The 16,061-nt window shown below is 70.6% G+C and carries 17 protein-coding genes and 1 tRNA gene; 14 read left to right on the top strand and 4 right to left on the bottom strand.

The window, feature by feature from the left end; translation table 11 throughout:
* Positions 1-410: 410 nt before the first annotated feature.
* The 6 genes from gatB (at position 411) to Hrr1229_RS04425 (ending at position 6,724) form a co-directional block, all read left to right on the top strand.
* A complete protein-coding gene (gene gatB, locus Hrr1229_RS04400; RefSeq protein ID WP_123114014.1) occupies positions 411-1,901 on the top strand; it encodes an Asp-tRNA(Asn)/Glu-tRNA(Gln) amidotransferase subunit GatB in 1,491 nt (496 codons plus the stop codon).
* A gap of 7 nt (positions 1,902-1,908) precedes the next feature.
* Positions 1,909-2,157: a ubiquitin-like small modifier protein 2 gene (locus tag Hrr1229_RS04405; protein WP_123114013.1), complete on the top strand. Its 249-nt coding sequence runs from the start codon at positions 1,909-1,911 to the stop codon at positions 2,155-2,157.
* Positions 2,145-2,648: a GNAT family N-acetyltransferase gene (locus Hrr1229_RS04410; RefSeq protein WP_123114012.1), complete on the top strand. Its 504-nt coding sequence runs from the start codon at positions 2,145-2,147 to the stop codon at positions 2,646-2,648. Before Hrr1229_RS04405 ends, Hrr1229_RS04410 begins: the two co-directional genes overlap by 13 nt.
* Positions 2,649-2,725: 77 nt before the next feature.
* Positions 2,726-3,175, top strand: a complete 450-nt coding sequence (locus Hrr1229_RS04415; RefSeq protein ID WP_123114011.1) for a hypothetical protein — start codon at positions 2,726-2,728, stop codon at positions 3,173-3,175.
* Between the two features lie 134 nt (positions 3,176-3,309).
* Complete coding sequence (locus Hrr1229_RS04420) at positions 3,310-4,092, top strand: 23S rRNA (uridine(2552)-2'-O)-methyltransferase (RefSeq protein WP_123114010.1); 783 nt, start codon at positions 3,310-3,312, stop codon at positions 4,090-4,092.
* A 91-nt stretch (positions 4,093-4,183) separates the two neighbouring features.
* Positions 4,184-6,724 carry an extracellular solute-binding protein gene (locus tag Hrr1229_RS04425; RefSeq protein ID WP_123114009.1) on the top strand — a complete coding sequence of 847 codons (2,541 nt, stop codon included), beginning with the start codon at positions 4,184-4,186 and terminating at the stop codon, positions 6,722-6,724.
* Here the strand turns inward: Hrr1229_RS04425 and Hrr1229_RS04430 are convergent.
* Complete coding sequence (locus Hrr1229_RS04430; protein ID WP_123114008.1) at positions 6,721-7,296, bottom strand: dihydrofolate reductase; 576 nt, start codon at positions 7,294-7,296, stop codon at positions 6,721-6,723. The two genes, Hrr1229_RS04425 and Hrr1229_RS04430, sit on opposite strands and share 4 nt — an antisense overlap.
* 104 nt (positions 7,297-7,400) lie before the next feature.
* Positions 7,401-8,459 carry an ornithine cyclodeaminase family protein gene (locus Hrr1229_RS04435; protein WP_123114007.1) on the bottom strand — a complete coding sequence of 353 codons (1,059 nt, stop codon included), beginning with the start codon at positions 8,457-8,459 and terminating at the stop codon, positions 7,401-7,403.
* 533 nt (positions 8,460-8,992) lie between these two features.
* Between Hrr1229_RS04435 and moeB the strand changes: the two genes are divergently transcribed.
* Entirely contained in the window at positions 8,993-9,805 is an 813-nt protein-coding gene (gene moeB, locus Hrr1229_RS04440) for a molybdopterin-synthase adenylyltransferase MoeB (RefSeq protein WP_123114006.1), read from the top strand.
* Positions 9,806-9,843: 38 nt separating this feature from the next.
* Here moeB and Hrr1229_RS04445 read toward each other — a convergent pair whose 3' ends face one another.
* On the bottom strand, positions 9,844-10,260 hold the full coding sequence (locus tag Hrr1229_RS04445; RefSeq protein ID WP_123114005.1) for a zinc ribbon domain-containing protein: 417 nt from the start codon (positions 10,258-10,260) through the stop codon (positions 9,844-9,846).
* A gap of 168 nt (positions 10,261-10,428) precedes the next feature.
* Here Hrr1229_RS04445 and Hrr1229_RS04450 point away from each other — a divergent pair, with 168 nt between their 5' ends.
* The 5 genes from Hrr1229_RS04450 to thsB all read left to right on the top strand — a co-directional run bounded on the left by Hrr1229_RS04450 (position 10,429) and on the right by thsB (position 13,624).
* On the top strand, positions 10,429-10,809 hold the full coding sequence (locus Hrr1229_RS04450; RefSeq protein ID WP_123114004.1) for a Rid family detoxifying hydrolase: 381 nt from the start codon (positions 10,429-10,431) through the stop codon (positions 10,807-10,809).
* Positions 10,810-11,091, top strand: a complete 282-nt coding sequence (locus Hrr1229_RS04455) for a hypothetical protein (protein WP_123114003.1) — start codon at positions 10,810-10,812, stop codon at positions 11,089-11,091. It abuts the gene before it with no gap.
* A 27-nt stretch (positions 11,092-11,118) separates the two neighbouring features.
* Positions 11,119-11,200, top strand: a tRNA-Ser gene (locus Hrr1229_RS04460).
* A gap of 262 nt (positions 11,201-11,462) precedes the next feature.
* The gene (locus tag Hrr1229_RS04465; protein WP_176329357.1) at positions 11,463-11,627 is read left to right on the top strand and encodes a hypothetical protein; all 165 of its coding nucleotides are present in this window, start codon (positions 11,463-11,465) and stop codon (positions 11,625-11,627) included.
* A gap of 350 nt (positions 11,628-11,977) precedes the next feature.
* Positions 11,978-13,624 (top strand): thermosome subunit beta, encoded by a 1,647-nt coding sequence (gene thsB / locus Hrr1229_RS04470; protein ID WP_123114920.1) that lies wholly within the window; start codon positions 11,978-11,980, stop codon positions 13,622-13,624.
* A gap of 214 nt (positions 13,625-13,838) precedes the next feature.
* Here the strand turns inward: thsB and Hrr1229_RS04475 are convergent, their stop codons facing one another.
* Positions 13,839-14,429, bottom strand: coding sequence for a 50S ribosomal protein L15e (locus Hrr1229_RS04475; protein WP_123114002.1), 591 nt, complete (start codon positions 14,427-14,429; stop codon positions 13,839-13,841).
* 679 nt (positions 14,430-15,108) lie between these two features.
* Here Hrr1229_RS04475 and Hrr1229_RS04480 point away from each other — a divergent pair.
* Together Hrr1229_RS04480 and Hrr1229_RS04485 are read left to right on the top strand one after the other, a co-directional pair.
* On the top strand, positions 15,109-15,315 hold the full coding sequence (locus tag Hrr1229_RS04480) for a type II toxin-antitoxin system ParD family antitoxin (RefSeq protein ID WP_123114001.1): 207 nt from the start codon (positions 15,109-15,111) through the stop codon (positions 15,313-15,315).
* Positions 15,308-16,030, top strand: coding sequence for a queuosine precursor transporter (locus Hrr1229_RS04485; protein WP_123114000.1), 723 nt, complete (start codon positions 15,308-15,310; stop codon positions 16,028-16,030). The genes Hrr1229_RS04480 and Hrr1229_RS04485 overlap by 8 nt, the downstream gene beginning before the upstream one ends.
* Positions 16,031-16,061: the final 31 nt, after the last annotated feature.

Consider the following 16,061-nt stretch of genomic DNA (forward strand, 5'->3'; position numbering starts at 1 on the left):
CGCGAGGAGCACGCGCGAGGGAGTCGGCGGTCCGGAGCAACGCGGAGGACCGCCGACAGGGCGAGAGCGAAGCTCTCGCTTGCAACCGGCGCTACGCGCCGGTGACGAGGCTGGGGAGGCGTGAGGTGCGGGGCGGTTGCGGGCGGGTGGGACTCAAAGGGGCAGCCGCGAGGATGGCGCAGACGACGCAAGCACCGCAACGAGAGAGCGCCAGCGACCAAGTGAGGAGCGCAGCGAGTGTGCGCCATCCTCGCGGCTGGGGCTTTGACGGTGTTCACCGTCGATCCGCTGTCGAGGACGTATCGCCGAGTACCGTGAAAGCGAACATCCAGATCCACGCCGACTCGACTGTAATACACCACGTATCGCTCCCGACACGATTTAGGTGGCCCGCCCGCAACGAGTCGGTAATGAGCACTCAGGCCGCGACGGAGGAGCGGACGGTCGTGATCGGGCTGGAGGTCCACGTCCAGCTCGAGACCGACACGAAGATCTTCTGCGGCTGTTCGACGGAGCCCACCGAGGAGGACGAGGAGCCGAACACGCGCACGTGTCCCACCTGCCTCGGGCTGCCGGGCGCGCTGCCGGTCCTCAACGAGGCCGCCGTCGAGGCCGCCGTGAAGGTGGGGAAGGCGATCGACGCCGACATCCCCGAGACGACGACGTTCCACCGGAAGAACTACTACTACCCCGACCTGCCGAAGAACTTCCAGCTCACCCAGTACGACGCCCCGATCTGTCAGTCCGGGGAGCTGGAAGTCCGCGTCGACAGCGAGCCGCGGACCATCGGGATCACCCGAGCACACCTCGAGGAGGACCCCGGGAGCCTCCAGCACGCCGGCGGCTCCATCGAGTCGGCGACGCATACGCTCGTGAACTACAACCGCGCCGGAACGCCACTGATGGAGATCGTCACCGAGCCGGACTTCCGGTCGCCGGCGGAGACGCGCGCCTTCCTCGCGAAGTTAGAGGAGGTCCTCGAGTACCTCGGCGTCTTCGACCCGACCCGCGACGGGAGCCTGCGCGTCGACGCCAACGTCTCGCTCGTCCCGGAGGGCCAGGTCGCCGACGACGGGGCGATCACCGACGACGCCCTCGCGGAGGTGAACCGCGCGGAGGTGAAGAACATCTCCAGCCACAAGGGCGCCGAGCAGGCGCTGGCGTACGAGGTCACCAGACAGGAGAACGTGCTCCGGCGCGGCCGCGAGATCGAGCAGGAGACGCGTCACTGGGACGAGGCGCGCGGCGTCACCGTCTCGATGCGCTCGAAGGAGGCCGAGAAGGACTACCGCTACTTCCGGGAGGCCGACCTCCCCGCGCTGGAGGTGTCGGACTGGAAAGAGCAGATTCCGATCCCGGAGCTGCCGGACGCCCGGCGGGAGCGCTTCCGCGAGGAGTACGGGCTCGACCGCGAGTCGGCCTCGAAGCTCACCTCGACGAAGGCGGTCGCGGACTTCTTCGAGGACGTCGCCGAGTCGTTCGACCCCGACCTCGCCGCGACGTGGGTCGCCGACAACCTGCTCGGCGAGCTCAACTATCGGGAGATGCAGATCACGGACGTCGAGGACCGGCTCGACGAGTTCACGCGCCTGATCGAGCTCGTCGCCGACGGGGAGCTCACCGTGAAGAACGCCGAGGAGGTCGTCCTCCGCGAGATGCTCGACGCGGGCGAGGACCCCGAGACGGTCATCGACCGCGAGGGGCTCGGCGTGGCCGACTCCGGCGAGGTCGAGACCGCCGTCGAGGCCGCCATCGACGACAACCCCGACGCGGTCGCCGACTACCACGACGGCGACGAGGGCGCGATCAACTTCCTCGTCGGGCAGGTGATGCAGGAGACGGGCGGCAGCGCCGACCCCGGCCAGGTGAACGGGCTGCTCCGCGAACGGCTGGACGGGTAGGTCCCCGATGAACGTCACCGTCGAGGTCGTCGGCGAGGGAGCCGCCGAGTACGACCTCGCCGACGACGCGACATACGCCGACCTCATCCGCGAAGCGGGGTACCACCCGCAGGAGGCGTCCGTCCTCGTCGACGGCTCGCCGGTTCCCGGCGACCGCGTCGTCGACGCCGACGAGGTCCGACTGCTCCGACTTATAAAGGGCGGAGCGACGGACGACGGCGCGACGGACGACGGCGCGACGGATTGCGACGCGTGAGCCCACCGACGGAGCCGCCCGACGATATCGCGATAGCGCCCGCCGGGCCCGACGACCGGCTCGACGCCCTCCGCGTGCTCGACGCCGCCATGCTGGAGACGGACCCCGGGGTCGTCGACGCCGCGATCGACGCCGGCGACGCGCTGGTCGCCCGATTTAAAAGAACGGACGCGGTCGTCGGCGCGCTGGTCGCGACGCGCCCCGAGCCGGACCGGCTCCACGTCGACGCCGTGGCCGTCCGGCGGGCCCGTCGCGGGCGCCGCATCGGCTCCGCGCTGGTCGCCGCGGCGGTGCGGCGCGCGGAGCGCGACCCCGCGCTCGCGGTCGTCACCGCGGCGTTCGACGCCGACCTGCGGGCGTTCTACGCGGACCTCGGATTCGCGGTCCGACCGGCCGGACGCCCGAGCGAGCGAGGAGTCGCCGACGCGACCGGCGCCGACGACGAGGACCGCCTGTGGGGCCGCGTGGTGGTGGACCGCTCGTCGCCGTGAACCGGACGTACGCGGCGCGTCCGACTCGCGGCTGACTGAGCTTTTTCCGTGTGGTACGTGTACACATATCTCCCCTCATGATGCCCTCTGCATCCGGCTCGCTCGACTCCGGTGGTATCGACGTCGAGACGGTGGACTCGATCGACGGACCGCGGCTTCAGTCGGGCGCGTCCGTGAGCGTCCGCTCGGAGAGCGACCGTCCCCCGAGCTATCACCGTCGCGTCCGCGTCGCCGCGCTCACGGCCAAGGTGGAGGAACTGGAGGCGGAGGTGGACGCGCTCGAACGGGCCGTCGAGTCGGAGGAGCGACGGCGGCAGCAGGTGATCGACAGCTACGAGGCGATCGTCGCGGCCCGATCGGAGGCCGACCGCGCGCCCAGCGCGGAGACCGACCGCGCGCCCAGCGCGGAGGCCGCCACGGCCGCTGAGACCGCCGCGTCCGCCGAGACCGCGGGGTGGCGGCCGTTGGACGCGGTCGCCTCCGGTCTCGAACGGGTGGCGGCGTGGCTGCGGCGCTCGAACGAGTGACGGTTCTCGCACCGTTCACCGGCGAGCCTCGCATCCGATGTCCATTTCCGGGTCGGTCCCGTCGTTCCGGGTATGAACGCCGATTCGTCCGCGATTTCGAACGACAGTAGGCCGCGAGCCGCGGGGAGAGACAGATGAGCGGAAAAGACGAGTACTACAACCGGTCGAAACAGCAGGGGTACCGGAGCCGGGCCTCCTACAAGCTGAAACAGCTCGACGAGGACGCGGACCTGTTCGAGCGCGGCGACACCGTCGTCGACCTCGGCGCCGCCCCGGGCGGGTGGCTGCAGGTCGCCGCCGAGGAGGTGGGCGAGTCGGGCACCGTCGTCGGCGTCGACCTCCAGCGCATTAACGACCTCGAGGAGCACGACGTCGAGACGATCCGCGGCGACATGACCGAGGAGCGCACCCGCCACTACCTGCGCGAGGCGGTCGGCGAGCGCGGCGCCGACGTGGTGCTCTCCGACATGGCGCCGAACATGACCGGCGAGTACTCCCTCGACCACGCCCGGTCGATCCACCTCGCGCGGCAGGCGTTCGACGTGGCCGAGGAGCTGCTCGCGCCCGGCGGCGACTTCGTCGTGAAGGCCTTCCAGGGCGAGGACCTCGACGCCTTCCGCGAGGACGTCCGCGCGGAGTTCGAGTACCTCCGGACCGTCTCGCCGCCCGCCTCCCGAGACTCCTCCTCAGAGGTGTACCTCGTCGCGAAGGGGCTGAACACGGCTCCCGTCGCGGCGGGCGACCGACTGGAGGTGACCGTCGAGGAGCTCGGCGACGAGGGCGACGGGATCGCCTACGTCGAGGGGTACTCCCTCTTCGTCCCGGACGCCGCGGTCGGCGAGACGCTGACGGTCGAAGTCGAGGACGCGAAGCCGCGGTTCGGCTTCGCCGAGCGCGTCGGTGGCGGCGAGGAGTAGCCGGTCGCTCCCTCCCCGGCCGTCGCGCCCGTTATCAGCTCCGAGAAACCGGATCGATCCGTTATATACTCCGGTCCGAAACCGGCGACAGATGAGTCGAAACGGACACGGCGGCGGACCGGACGGAGGCGGGGCGTCCCGAGAGGGCGGCGAGCGTTCGAACGGCGCGACCCGGAGCGGTACGGCCGAGAACGGGACCGCGACGAACGCGACCCGGAGCGGCGGCGACCGGAGCGACGCGGGAGACGGGGAGGTCCCGACCGAGGCGTTCCGCGAGGTCGCGGCGCGGCTCGCCGACGGCGACCTCGGCGCGCGGTTCCCGGAGCCCGACGGGGACGGGAAGGAGACCGAGGCGGCCGCGCTCGCGAGCGACCTCAACGCCTTCGTCGCCGACGTCGCCGACACCCTCTCGGCGGCCGACGGGTTCGGCGACGAGGTCGCGGGGGCGTCCGAGCACGTCCGGTCGAACGTGGCGCGGGCGAAGGAACACAGCGAGGACGTGTACGCCGCGGTCGACGACATCGAGGCGGCCGCGACGACGCAGCGCGACGACATCGCGGAGGCGACGCGGGAGCTCCAGAGCGTCTCCGCGGCGACCGAGGAGGTCGCCGCCTCCGCCGAGGAGGTCGCGACCACGGCGGCGAGCGTCGCCGAGCGCGCCGACGAGGGGAACGACGCGGCCACGGCCGCGATCGACGAGCTCCGGGTCGTCGACGAGCGCACCGAGACCGCCCGCGAGCGCGTCGAGTCGTTAGAGAGCGAGGTCGCCGCGATCGAGGACGTCACCGACCTCATCCGCGACATCGCCGACGAGACGAACATCCTCGCGCTGAACGCCTCGATCGAGGCCGCGCGGGCCGGCGAGGCCGGCGCCGGCTTCGAGGTCGTCGCCGAGGAGGTGAAGTCGCTCGCGGAGGAGGCGCAGGAGGCGACCGCCGAGATCGAGTCGTCGATCGACGCCGTGCGCGGGGAGACGGACGCGACCGTCGCGGAGATCGCCGACATGCGCGAGCGCGTCGGCGAGGGGATCGACACGGCCGAGACCGCGCTGGAGGCGTTCGCCGACCTCGCCGAAGACGTCGAGGAGACGACGAGCGGGGTTGAGGAGATCAGCGAGGCGACCGACGACCAAGCGGCCTCGATCGAGGAGGCCGTCGACATGGTGGAGTCGGTGGGCGCGCTGGCCGACGACACGGCCGCCGACGCCGCCGACGTGACGACGATCGCCCACACGCAGAAGACCTCGCTGACCGAGGTGGCCGCGGGCGCGTCGACGCTCTCGGACCGGACGGGCGCGCTCGACGAGGAGCTGGGGGCGTACGCGCTCGACGGGGCCGCCGCGGACGACGACGCGACCGTCGTCGAGTTCTGGCACGCCCTCGGCGGCCGGAAGGCGCGCCTGCTCGACGAGTTCGTCGCCGAGTTCGAGGCGGCGACCGAGGGGATCGAGATCCGGCCGTCCTCGAAGGGGAGTTACCGCGGCGTGTTCGACGCGACGCTGGCGGCCGCCGAGCGCGGCGAGCCGCCGACGATCGCGCACCTCTACGAGATCGGCACGAAGCGCGCGCTCGACAGCGGCGCGTTCGCGCCGGTCGAGGGGCTGCTAGAGGAGGTCGACGGGCGCCGGTTTGGCGGCGTCGACGCCCTCGACGAGGCCACCGCCCTCGATCCGGACGACCTCCTCGATCCGGTCGCGAACTACTACCGGACGGACGGGGCGCTCCACTCGCTCCCGTTCAACGCCTCGACGCCGGTGCTGTACTACGACCGGGCGGCCTTCGAGCGCGCCGGGCTGAACCCGGACGACCCGCCGACGACGTTCGCCGAGGTGCGCCACTGCGCCGAGCGGCTGGTCGAACGCGGCGGGGTCGAGACCGGCATCACGTTCGCGAACTACTCGTGGTTCGTCGAGCAGTGGTTCGCCGAGGCGGGGCAGCCCCTCGTCGACGCCGAGAACGGCCGGGCAGGGACCCCGACCGAGGCCTACTTCGACGCCGAGGCGGGCGAACGGGTGTACGAGTGGATCGCCGAGATGGCGGCCGACGGGCTGTACCACGACCCCGGAATCGAGGCGCGCGGGCAGGCCAGAGAGGCGTTCCACGCGGGCCGCGCCGGCATGCTGATCGGGTCGACCTCGGCGATGGTCGGCGTCCACGAAGGGGCGTCGTTCCCCGTCGGGACGGGGTACTTCCCGGTGGCCGACGAGCGCCACGGCGTCGTCGTGGGCGGCGGGTCGCTGTGGATCGCCGACGGCGCGCCGACGGACGCGCAGCGCGCGGCCGCCGCGTTCCTCGGGTGGCTCGCGGCCCCCGAGCGGCAGGCGCGCTGGCACCGCGAGACGGGCTACTTCCCGGTCCACGAGGGGGCGGTCGACCGGCTCTCCCGAGAGGGCTGGTTCGACGAGAACCCCGGCTACCGGACGGCGATGGACCAGCTGGCGGACGCCGAGGACCGCGTCGCCACGACGGGGGCCCGGATGGGACCGTTCGACACGGTCCGGACGCTCGTCGCCGAGGCGTCGGTCGAGGCGCGCGAGCACGGGGTGAGCGAGGCGCTCGACAGGCTCACCGAGAGCGCGAAGTTACAGCTCCGGTCGTACGCGGAGTCGAAAGACGACGCAGGCGGCCGCTAACGGCGGGTCCACTCGCGGAGCGTGAACCCCTCGTACTCGGTCTCGTCGGCCACGCGCCACTCCGACTCGTTCCACGCCGGGAACCGGGTGTCGCCGTCGTAGGCGCCGTCGACGTGGCTGAGGACCATCCGGTCGACGCGCGGCTGGAACAGCTCGTAGATCGTGCCGCCGCCGAGGACGTAGACGGCGCCGTCCGAGGGGGCGTCGTCGGGGAGAGCGTCGACCGGTCCCGTTCCGGCGGGCGACGTCTCGCCGGCGACGCCGTCGACCGCGCCGGCGTCGGGTCGATCGCCGACGAGCTCGCGCGCGAGTTCGATCGCCGCGTCGACGCCGTCGGCGACGACTGCGGTCGGCTCGGCCACCGCGTCGACGCTGCGGCTCACGACGATCTGCCGGCGGCCGGGGAGGTTCCCCCGCATGGACTCGAACGTCCGGCGACCGAGGACGACGGGCGAGCCCGCGACGCGTGCGCGGTACTGGCGGACGTCTTCGGGGAGGTCCGGCCACGGCACGCCGCCGTCGTTCCCGATCACCCGGTTCTCCGCGAGCGCGGCGACGCTGACGAGTTGCACGGGATCAGTAGGGCCGGCGGCCGTAAAAAGCGGTCGGCGGTGGATGGGTGGAGACCGCGGCCGACGAGGGCGGGGCGAGACCGCGGCCGACAGGTGAGCCCCGGCTACTCAGCGAGTCCGAGCAGGTCGAACGGGTAGCCGTTGTCGTTGTCGTCGGCCTGCTCGTAGACGACGCGGGCGGCCGCGACGTCCTGAATCGCGAGCCCGGTGGAGTCGAAGACGGTGACGCCGGTGACGCCCTCCGCGCCCGTGCCGGGGGCGTTGCCGCCGGCGTCGACGTCGGCCCGGCCCGGGCGGGTGCCGACGACGATCTCGCCGATCTCGCCGTAGATGTCCTCGTCGGTGAGCGTCCCCGCCGCGTAGGGGACGTTGATCTCGCCGGAGTGGGTGCACTGCTCGTGGTCGTCGATGACGACGGTCGCGTCCAGCAGGAGGTCGTCCGTCAGCTCGTGTTTGCCCTCGGCGTCGGCGCCCATCGCGTTGACGTGGGTGTGTTCGCCGACGTCGTCGGGACCGACGACGGGGTCCTCGACGGGCGTCACCGTCGAGAGCACGTCGCAGTGGCCCGCCTCGCTGATCGAACCCGCCCGGACGTCGAACCGGTCGTCGAAGGCGTCGATGAAGTCCGCGACGCGCTCCTCGTCCAAGTCGCTGATCACGACCTCCTCGATGTCGCGGACCGCGGCGATCGCCTCCAGCTGGGTGTACGACTGGACGCCGGCGCCGACGATCCCGAGCGAGGTCGCGTCGGGGACCGCGAGGTGGTCGGTGGCGACCGCGGCGGCCGCGCCCGTGCGCTTCATCGTGAGCGTCGTGCCGTCAAGGACCGCCAGCGGGAACGCGGTCTCCGGGTCGGAGTAGATCATCGTCCCCATCACGGTCGGGAGGTCGTGGTCGGCGGGGTTGTCGGTGTGGACGTTGACCCACTTGATCCCGGCGGCGTCCCACCCGGTCTCCTCGGCGGTGTCCTCGGTCCGGACGTCGAGGTAGGCCGGCATCGACCGGAAGTCGCCGTTGTACTCCGGGAGGTCGATGTACGACTTCGCCGGCATCTTCGCGTTCCCGCGCTCGTAGGCCGTGAACGCGCCGCGCACCGCGTCGATGACGCGGTCCATGCGGGCGTTCTCGTCGACGTCGTCGGCGTTCAAAAGCAGCGTCTGCATGCCGCGAGTTTTGCCGGTGGGGTACTTGAACCCTACTGGATCGACGGCGGGGACGGGGGCGACAGCAACGACTGTTTATAAATGAACGGCGGTGCAGTGGCGCGCCCCGGTGAGCGGCCTACTGGGCCGCTCACCGACGGTGCGAGGGAGTCGGTGGTCCGGAGCAACGCGGAGGACCGCCGACAGGGCGAGAGCGAAGCTCTCGCTTGCAACCGGCGCTACGCGCCGGTGACGAGGCTGGGGAGGCGTGAGGTGCTGTGCGGTTGCGGTCGGGGGGGACTCAAAGGGGCGGCCGCGCTCGGCGAACCCCAGCGACGCAAGGACCGCAGGGAGCGGCGCGACCGAGGACCGCAGCGAGCTGTGGGAGCCGAGCGCGGCCGGGGCTTTGCAGGCGTTCGCCGCTGGATCGGTGTCATTTATTTATAAGCGACCGACCGAAGCGCCCAGCTCTGGAGACGCTGAAACATCGTATAGTCGGGAACACGCGTATACTCGGGAACACGATTATACCGGCTCACGACGCATATCGACCCATGAGTCTCTCGCTCGACGCCGACCAGCTCGACCGGTACTCCAGGCACGTGATCATGGACGAGGTCGGCCCGGAGGGGCAGAAGCGCCTCCTCGACGGCCGCGCCCTCGTGGTCGGGGCGGGCGGGCTCGGCGCCCCGGTCATCCAGTACCTCGCGGCCGCGGGGGTCGGGACGCTCGGGATCGTCGACGACGACGTCGTCGAGCGCTCGAACCTCCAGCGGCAGGTGATCCACGGCGACGCCGACGTTGGCGAGCCGAAGGTCGAGTCCGCGGCGCGGTACGTCGACCGGCTCAATCCCGACACCGACGTGGAGGCCCACGAGACCCGGCTCGACGAGGGGAACGTCCGCGACCTGCTGGCCGACTACGACGTGGTCGTCGACTGCGCGGACAACTTCCGGACGCGGTACGTCGTCAACGACGCGGCCCGGATCGAGGGCCTCCCGGTCGTGCACGGCGCGATTTACAAGTTCGAGGGGCAGGCGACGACGCTCGTCCCGGACGGCCCCTGTTACCGATGTCTGTTCCCGGAGGCGCCCGAGCCCGGGACGGTGCCCGACTGCGCGGCGACGGGCGTGCTCGGCGTGCTTCCCGGCACAGTGGGCTGTATCCAAGCCACCGAGGCGATCAAGCTCCTGCTCGACGCCGGGGAGACGCTGGACGGCCGGCTCCTGTTTTACGACGCGATGGACCTGACGTTCGAGACGGTCCCCTACCGCCGGAATCCGGACTGCCCGGTGTGCGGCGACGACGGCATCGAGACGATCGACGGGATCGACTACTCTGGCGGCTGTCGGGTGAACGCGGACTAGCGGCTCGGGCGAGGCTCCCGCGTCGGGCCGCCCGCCGCTCACAGCGAGCGCTCGGTCATCGACGAGCCGTCCCCGGCGCCCGGGCCGTCGGTCGCGAATCCCGACCGGACGCACCACCGACAGTAGCGGAAGTCGGGACGGTTTTCGGCCCCGCAGTGCCGGCAGACGACGGTCTCGCCGTCGACGTCGAGCGGGGGCGGGTCGCCGTCCGGGTCGGTCCCGGTCGCCGTCGAGTCCGCGTCGGCGGCCACGGCGAACTCGGGCCCGGCGGTCGAGACGGCCTCGGAGTCGCCCCCCGAGGCGGACTCGGTCTCCGAGGGCGACGAGTCGCCGGCGGACCCGAGGATCTCGGGCGGGCCCCAGTCCCGCTTCGCGAGGAGCCACGCGAGCGCGAGGTTGGCCGCGAGCACCCCGACGAACACGGCGGCGACCGGAAGGAGGTCACCTCCCGTCATGTGTGGGGTGTTAGCAGGCGAGGAATATATGACCAGCGGTGATCGAGGGCGGGATCGGCTCGATGCCCCAGCGGTCGGCCTCGGTTCGGCGGCGGTCGGCCTCGGTTCGGCGGCGGTCGGCCACAGTTCCCCCGCACTCTTAGGGCGGCCCGTCGAACGGGGGGACGTATGAAGGAGATCGTCCACACCGACGCGGCGCCCGAGGCGGTCGGGGCGTACAGCCAGGCGACGACGAACGGCGAGCTCGTGTTCACGGCCGGGCAGATCCCGCTGACGCCTGACGGCGAACTCCTCGACGACGCGCCGGTCGCCGAGCAGACGGAGCGCGCGCTCGACAACCTCGTCGCCGTGCTCGACGAGGCGGGCGCGACGCCGACCGACGTGCTGAAGACGACCGTCTTCCTCGCCGACATCGACGACTTCGACGAGATGAACGAGGCGTACGCCGGGTACTTCGACGAGTCGCCGCCGGCGCGGTCGGCGGTCCAAGCGGGCGCGCTCCCGAAGGGCGTCGGCGTCGAGATCGAGGCGGTCGCCGTCGTCGAGTAGATGGGCGCCGAGCGCGACGAGACCGGGAGCGGAGCGGACGCGGCGGAGCCTCCCGCGCGGCCGACGAAACGCGCCAGGGCGAAGTCGGCGGCGCTGTGGGGGCTCGTCGGCGGGTTCGCCTTCCTCGTGGTCGCGCAGGGGTTCCTGCTCGTCGCGGGCGGCCTCCCGGTCGGATACGGCGGGCTGATCGGGCTCGCCGCGGCGATCGCCGTCGCGTCCGCCGGAATCGCCTACGCGGCCGAACACCGACTGCGGGCGAAGCGCGTGAAAAGAAGGACTTAACAGTCCCAGCGGATTATCTCGGAGCGAGCCAGGATGGCCGAGTGGTAAGGCGCACGCCTGGAAAGCGTGTTCCCTTCCGGGATCGGGGGTTCAAATCCCTCTCCTGGCGTTCTTTGTCGACGCCGACCACGAGCGAGGAGCGGAGCGACGAGCGAGTCCGGCGTCGACGAACCCGGACGAAGGGATTTGAATCAGGGAGTGAAGCGAGCGGGGCGAGCGGAACGACTGGGGCTCAAATCCCTCTCCTGGCGTTCTTTGTCGACGAATTCACCGCTGTTAGCCGCGGTGCCGTCTGCTTCCCGACCGTTGTCTGACTGTCTCACACACTGACACAAGACTCATGTGTATGGGTGGTGTTGACACGGGTGACGATGCCAGACACGAAATCAGGTCGCGAGCGGAAAGGAAAGAACAAGCGCCGGCAGCTGGAGAGCCGTCTCAACCGACGCGAGCTCGACGCCCCCGACGAACCACCGGAACCGTCCCTCGACGAGATCGACTCGGAATATCTCGACGAGGACGAGCTCGATCGGTGAGCGCTCGCGACCGAACGCCGTCTCCGTTTTTCCGTCGGTAACCCCGCCCGAGAGCTGTTCATCCGTCCATCGTGCGCCGAGAACGACTGATCACCGGGAGCGACGCTTCGTCCGTCACCGATCCCTCACATCCGCACCGTGGCGGGCACTGACATATATAAACGAGGCAGTACGGACGTCCGAACCCTCTCGGAGAGCCATGCTAACTATCCCCACAAACAGACGGTGAGCGTTCCGGAGTCGTGCGGTTTTCTCGGATCGGTAGCCGTCGGCCGCGGTGGCGCTCGATCGCTCCTCAACGATGGGTTTATATAGAATCACAATCAATCAAACGCTGTATGAGCCAGCGAATGCAGCAGGGGCAGCCGATGATCATCATGGGCGATGACGCCCAGCGCGTCAAGGACAAAGATGCGCAGGAGTACAACATCTCCGCGGCGCGCGGCGTCGCCGAGTCCGTACGGTCGACGCTCGGGCCGAAAGGGATGGACAAGATGCTCGTCGACTCGATGGGCGACGTCACCATCACGAACGACGGCGTCACCATCCTGCAGACGATGGACATCGACAACCCGACCGCCGAGATGATCGTCGAGGTCGCCGAGACCCAAGAGGACGAGGCCGGCGACGGCACGACGAGCGCGGTCGCGATCGCGGGCGAGCTCCTCAAGAACGCCGAGGACCTCCTCGAACAGGACATCCACCCGACAGCGGTGATCAAGGGCTTCAACCTCGCGAGCGAGTACGCCCGCGAGCAGGTCGACGAAATCGCCACCGAGGTCGAACCCGACGACACCGAGACGCTGAAGAACGTCGCCGAGACGTCGATGACGGGTAAGGGCGCCGAGCTCGACAAGGAGACCCTCGCCGACCTCGTCGTCCGCGCGATCCAGGGCGTCACCGTCGAGGCCGACGACGGCTCCCACGTCGTCGACCTCGCGAACCTCAACATCGAGACCCGCACCGGCCGCGCGGCCGGCGAGTCCGAGCTCCTCTCGGGCGCGGTGATCGACAAGGACCCCGTCCACGACGACATGCCGACCGACTTCGAGTCGGCCGACGTCCTCCTCCTCAACGACCCGATCGAGGTCGAGGAGGCCGACGTCGACACCTCCGTCAACGTCGACTCGCCCGACCAGCTCCAGAAGTTCCTCGACCAGGAGGAGAAGCAGCTCCGCGACAAGGTCGACACGATCGTCGAGAGCGGGGCCGACGTCGTCTTCTGTCAGAAGGGGATCGACGACCTCGCCCAGCACTACCTCGCGAAGGAGGGCGTTCTCGCGGTCCGCCGGACGAAGAAGTCCGACCTGAGCTTCCTCAAGAACGTGCTCGGCGCGCCGATCGTCACCGACCTCGACTCGCTCACCGCCGACGACCTCGCGGTCGGCTCGGTCGAGCGCGACGAGGAGGAGGGGCTGTTCTACGTCGAGGGCGAGGACGCCCACGGCGTCACCCTCCTGCTGTACGGCACGACCGACCACGTCGTCGACGAGCTCGAGCGCGGCATCGAAGACGCGATCGACGTCGTCGCGACGACCGTCTCCGACGGGCGCACGCTCCCCGGCGGCGGCGCCATCGAGGTCGAGCTCGCCCGCCGGCTCCGCGACTACGCCGACTCCGTCTCCGGCCGCGAGCAGCTCGCCGTCGAGGCGTTCGCCGACTCGCTGGAGCTCATCCCCCGCGTGCTCGCCGAGAACGCCGGGCTCGACGCGATCGACCTGCTCGTCGACCTGCGCGCGGCCCACGAGGCCGGCGACGCGCACGCCGGGCTGAACGTCTTCTCCGGCGAGGTCGTAGACACGGCCGAAGCCGGCGTCGTGGAGACGGCCCAGGCGAAGGAGCAGGCCATCTCCTCGGCCGCCGAGGCCGCGAACCTCGTGCTAAAAATCGACGACATCATCTCCGCGGGCGACCTGTCGACCGGCGGCGACGACGACGAGGGCGGCGCCCCGGCCGGCGGCATGGGCGGCATGGGCGGTATGGGCGGTGCGATGTGAGCTTCGAGTAGGAAACTCACAGCCCCCTGACGCGTTCCGTTTCGACCGCGCACCGCTCCTCGACCACGCACCTCGCGTTCCCCCGGTTCCGTTTTTTGGCATCCGATCCGGAGAGCCGCGGCGCTGTCGGAGCGTGACTGAGGATCGCTGCGGGTACGTCGGCCTCGCCGCTACGCGGCTGATAAACGAGAGAATCCGAGAGACCGCGGCGGGCTTACTTGCCCTGGCGGTCGTTGCCGGTGACGCTCGGGCGGGTCTTCTCCGTGCCCTTGCCGCGCGTGCGCTGGCCGCGGCCCTTCGTGCCGGCGGAGGTGAGCCCGCGGAAGGCGCGCCCGCGGTGGTCGTCAGAGGTGATCCAGCCGAGGTCGTCGTCGTTCTCGATCGCGGGGTGGGCGGGGTCCACGAGGATCACTTCGTGCCACTTCTGCGAGCCGTCCTCACCGACCCAGTAGGAGTTGAGCACGCGGAGGTTGCGGTACTTCCGCGAGGCGCGCTCCTCGGCGATGCGCTGGATCGACTTGCGGCGCGAGAGCCGGTTGACCCCCTGCCGCTTCGAGCGGCGGCCGGCCTTGTGGCGCTGCTTGCGCGAGCCGCCCTTCCGGACGCTCACGCGGGCGACGATGACGCCCTGCTTGGCCTTGTAGCCGAGTTCGCGGGCCTTGTCGAGGCGGGTGGGGCGCTCGATGCGCTCGATGGCGCCCTCGTCGCGCCACTCCTGTTTGCGCTGCCACTGCAGCTCCGCCAGTTTCCCCTCCTTGGGGGACCGCCATGCCTCCTTGATGTGCGAGTAGAAGCTTCGTGCCATATTGTTGTCCGCGGACGGTTGCGATTCAGCCGCGAGGCGGCCACATGTCGTCTCGTCCCGGGGGCGTCGACGGCGTTGACGAGCTCCGCTCGTCAGCCCACCAGACGCAGTCTGATGACGTCGACGGCGCCCCGGCGGCGAGTGCCCGCTGTGTCCGCAGCAGCGAGTTGTCCGTATTTCCCGCGGTTCGCCCTTAACCGCTTCGCTACGGCGTTCGCGTGGGGAGCGGTGGCACGCGGAGACGGCGGGGGCGCGTCATCGGTACCGATCGCGTCGACGCGGCGCGGCCGACATCGCGTCCCTGTGCGCCCGGCTTGCTCCTCCCTGTGCGTCCGGCTCACCCACCCGCCGCGTTTTTACCAGCGTCGAGCCCTATGACCGAACGGGCGCGGTCGGACACGTCACCGCCTCGGGTAGGGGGTCGTGTCCGGCCGCGCCGCATTTCCCCCGGACCGACGCTCCGCGCCGTCGGGGCGTCAACCGCGCCGCGATCCGACCCCAGAGGCACACGCCGCACGCCGGCGGTCCGCGATGCGGTCGGTCGACGGCGACGACGACGGACTTGTCAGCCGGCGATGACGACGAACCGATCAGCCGGCGACGACCTCGTCGCGTGAGATATTCTCGAGAGACTCTCCGAATAAGAACGCTCTTATCGGTCCGAGGTCGACGGAGCGGTATGCCCAAGATAAGCGTCGAGATCCCGGGCGAACTGCTCGACGACCTCGACGAGCACGTCGGCGACGACGGGAAGTTCGTGAATCGCAGCGACGCCGTCCGCGCGTCGATCCGCAAGACGCTCGACCTCCTCGACGAGATCGACGCGCGTCACGACCGACTCGACCCCGACGGCGACGAGGCGGAGCGCGAGGCGAGCGATGAGTAGCCGGACGCGGACCGCGGGGACCGACGGCCCCTTCGCGGTCGACCCCTTCGACCGCGGCGCGGTGGCGGCGGTCGGGCTGATCACCCTGTTCGTCGTCGCGCTCGCGACCGCGCAGCTCACCGCCGCGAAGGTGATCGCCCTGCCGCTGCCGGTCGCGCTCCCCGTGGTCGGTCCCGAGATCACCCTGCCGGGCGCCGCGCTCGCGTACGCCCTGACGTTCCTCGCGTCCGACTGCTACGCCGAGCTGTACGGCCGCCGCGCGACGCAGGTGGTCGTCAACGTCGCGTTCCTCGCGAACTTCCTCGTGCTCGCCCTCGTCTGGTCGACGCTCGCCGCCCCGGGCGTGAACCCCGAGGTCTCGGCCGCGTTCGAGACCGCGCTCGCCCCGGCGACGGGGGTCGTCGCCGGCAGCCTGCTCGCGTACGTCGTGAGCCAGAACTGGGACGTGTTCGTCTTCCACGCGATCCGCGAGCGGACCGGCGAGCGCCTGCTGTGGCTGCGCAACATCGCCTCGACCGCGACGAGTCAGCTGCTCGACACCGCGATCTTCGTCGGCGTCGCCTTCTACGCCGCCCCGGTCCTGCTCGGCACCGGCGAGCCGTTCGAGCCGTCGCTCCTCCTCGCGCTCGGGCTCGGTCAGTACCTCCTCAAGCTCGCGATCGCCGTCCTCGACACGCCGATCGTCTACCTCGTCGTCGGCGCCGTCCGGGAGTAGCGCCGCGTCCGGTCGCGGTCGACGGCCCACA

Origin of the sequence: Halorubrum sp. CBA1229, assembly GCF_003721435.2 — an archaeon.
Lineage (GTDB): Archaea > Halobacteriota > Halobacteria > Halobacteriales > Haloferacaceae > Halorubrum.

Excerpts from the sequence above, each read along its gene's own strand:
- gatB (WP_123114014.1), top strand. The coding sequence starts at position 411 with ATGAGCACTCAGGCCGCGACGGAGGAGCGGACGGTCGTGATCGGGCTG.
- Hrr1229_RS04405 (WP_123114013.1), top strand. The coding sequence starts at position 1,909 with ATGAACGTCACCGTCGAGGTCGTCGGCGAGGGAGCCGCCGAGTACGAC.
- Hrr1229_RS04415 (WP_123114011.1), top strand. The coding sequence starts at position 2,726 with ATGATGCCCTCTGCATCCGGCTCGCTCGACTCCGGTGGTATCGACGTC.
- Hrr1229_RS04420 (WP_123114010.1), top strand. The coding sequence starts at position 3,310 with ATGAGCGGAAAAGACGAGTACTACAACCGGTCGAAACAGCAGGGGTAC.
- Hrr1229_RS04425 (WP_123114009.1), top strand. The coding sequence starts at position 4,184 with ATGAGTCGAAACGGACACGGCGGCGGACCGGACGGAGGCGGGGCGTCC.
- Hrr1229_RS04435 (WP_123114007.1), bottom strand. The coding sequence starts at position 8,459 with ATGCAGACGCTGCTTTTGAACGCCGACGACGTCGACGAGAACGCCCGC.
- moeB (WP_123114006.1), top strand. The coding sequence starts at position 8,993 with ATGAGTCTCTCGCTCGACGCCGACCAGCTCGACCGGTACTCCAGGCAC.
- Hrr1229_RS04445 (WP_123114005.1), bottom strand. The coding sequence starts at position 10,260 with ATGACGGGAGGTGACCTCCTTCCGGTCGCCGCCGTGTTCGTCGGGGTG.
- Hrr1229_RS04450 (WP_123114004.1), top strand. The coding sequence starts at position 10,429 with ATGAAGGAGATCGTCCACACCGACGCGGCGCCCGAGGCGGTCGGGGCG.
- Hrr1229_RS04455 (WP_123114003.1), top strand. The coding sequence starts at position 10,810 with ATGGGCGCCGAGCGCGACGAGACCGGGAGCGGAGCGGACGCGGCGGAG.
- Hrr1229_RS04465 (WP_176329357.1), top strand. The coding sequence starts at position 11,463 with ATGCCAGACACGAAATCAGGTCGCGAGCGGAAAGGAAAGAACAAGCGC.
- thsB (WP_123114920.1), top strand. The coding sequence starts at position 11,978 with ATGCAGCAGGGGCAGCCGATGATCATCATGGGCGATGACGCCCAGCGC.
- Hrr1229_RS04475 (WP_123114002.1), bottom strand. The coding sequence starts at position 14,429 with ATGGCACGAAGCTTCTACTCGCACATCAAGGAGGCATGGCGGTCCCCC.
- Hrr1229_RS04480 (WP_123114001.1), top strand. The coding sequence starts at position 15,109 with ATGCCCAAGATAAGCGTCGAGATCCCGGGCGAACTGCTCGACGACCTC.
- Hrr1229_RS04485 (WP_123114000.1), top strand. The coding sequence starts at position 15,308 with ATGAGTAGCCGGACGCGGACCGCGGGGACCGACGGCCCCTTCGCGGTC.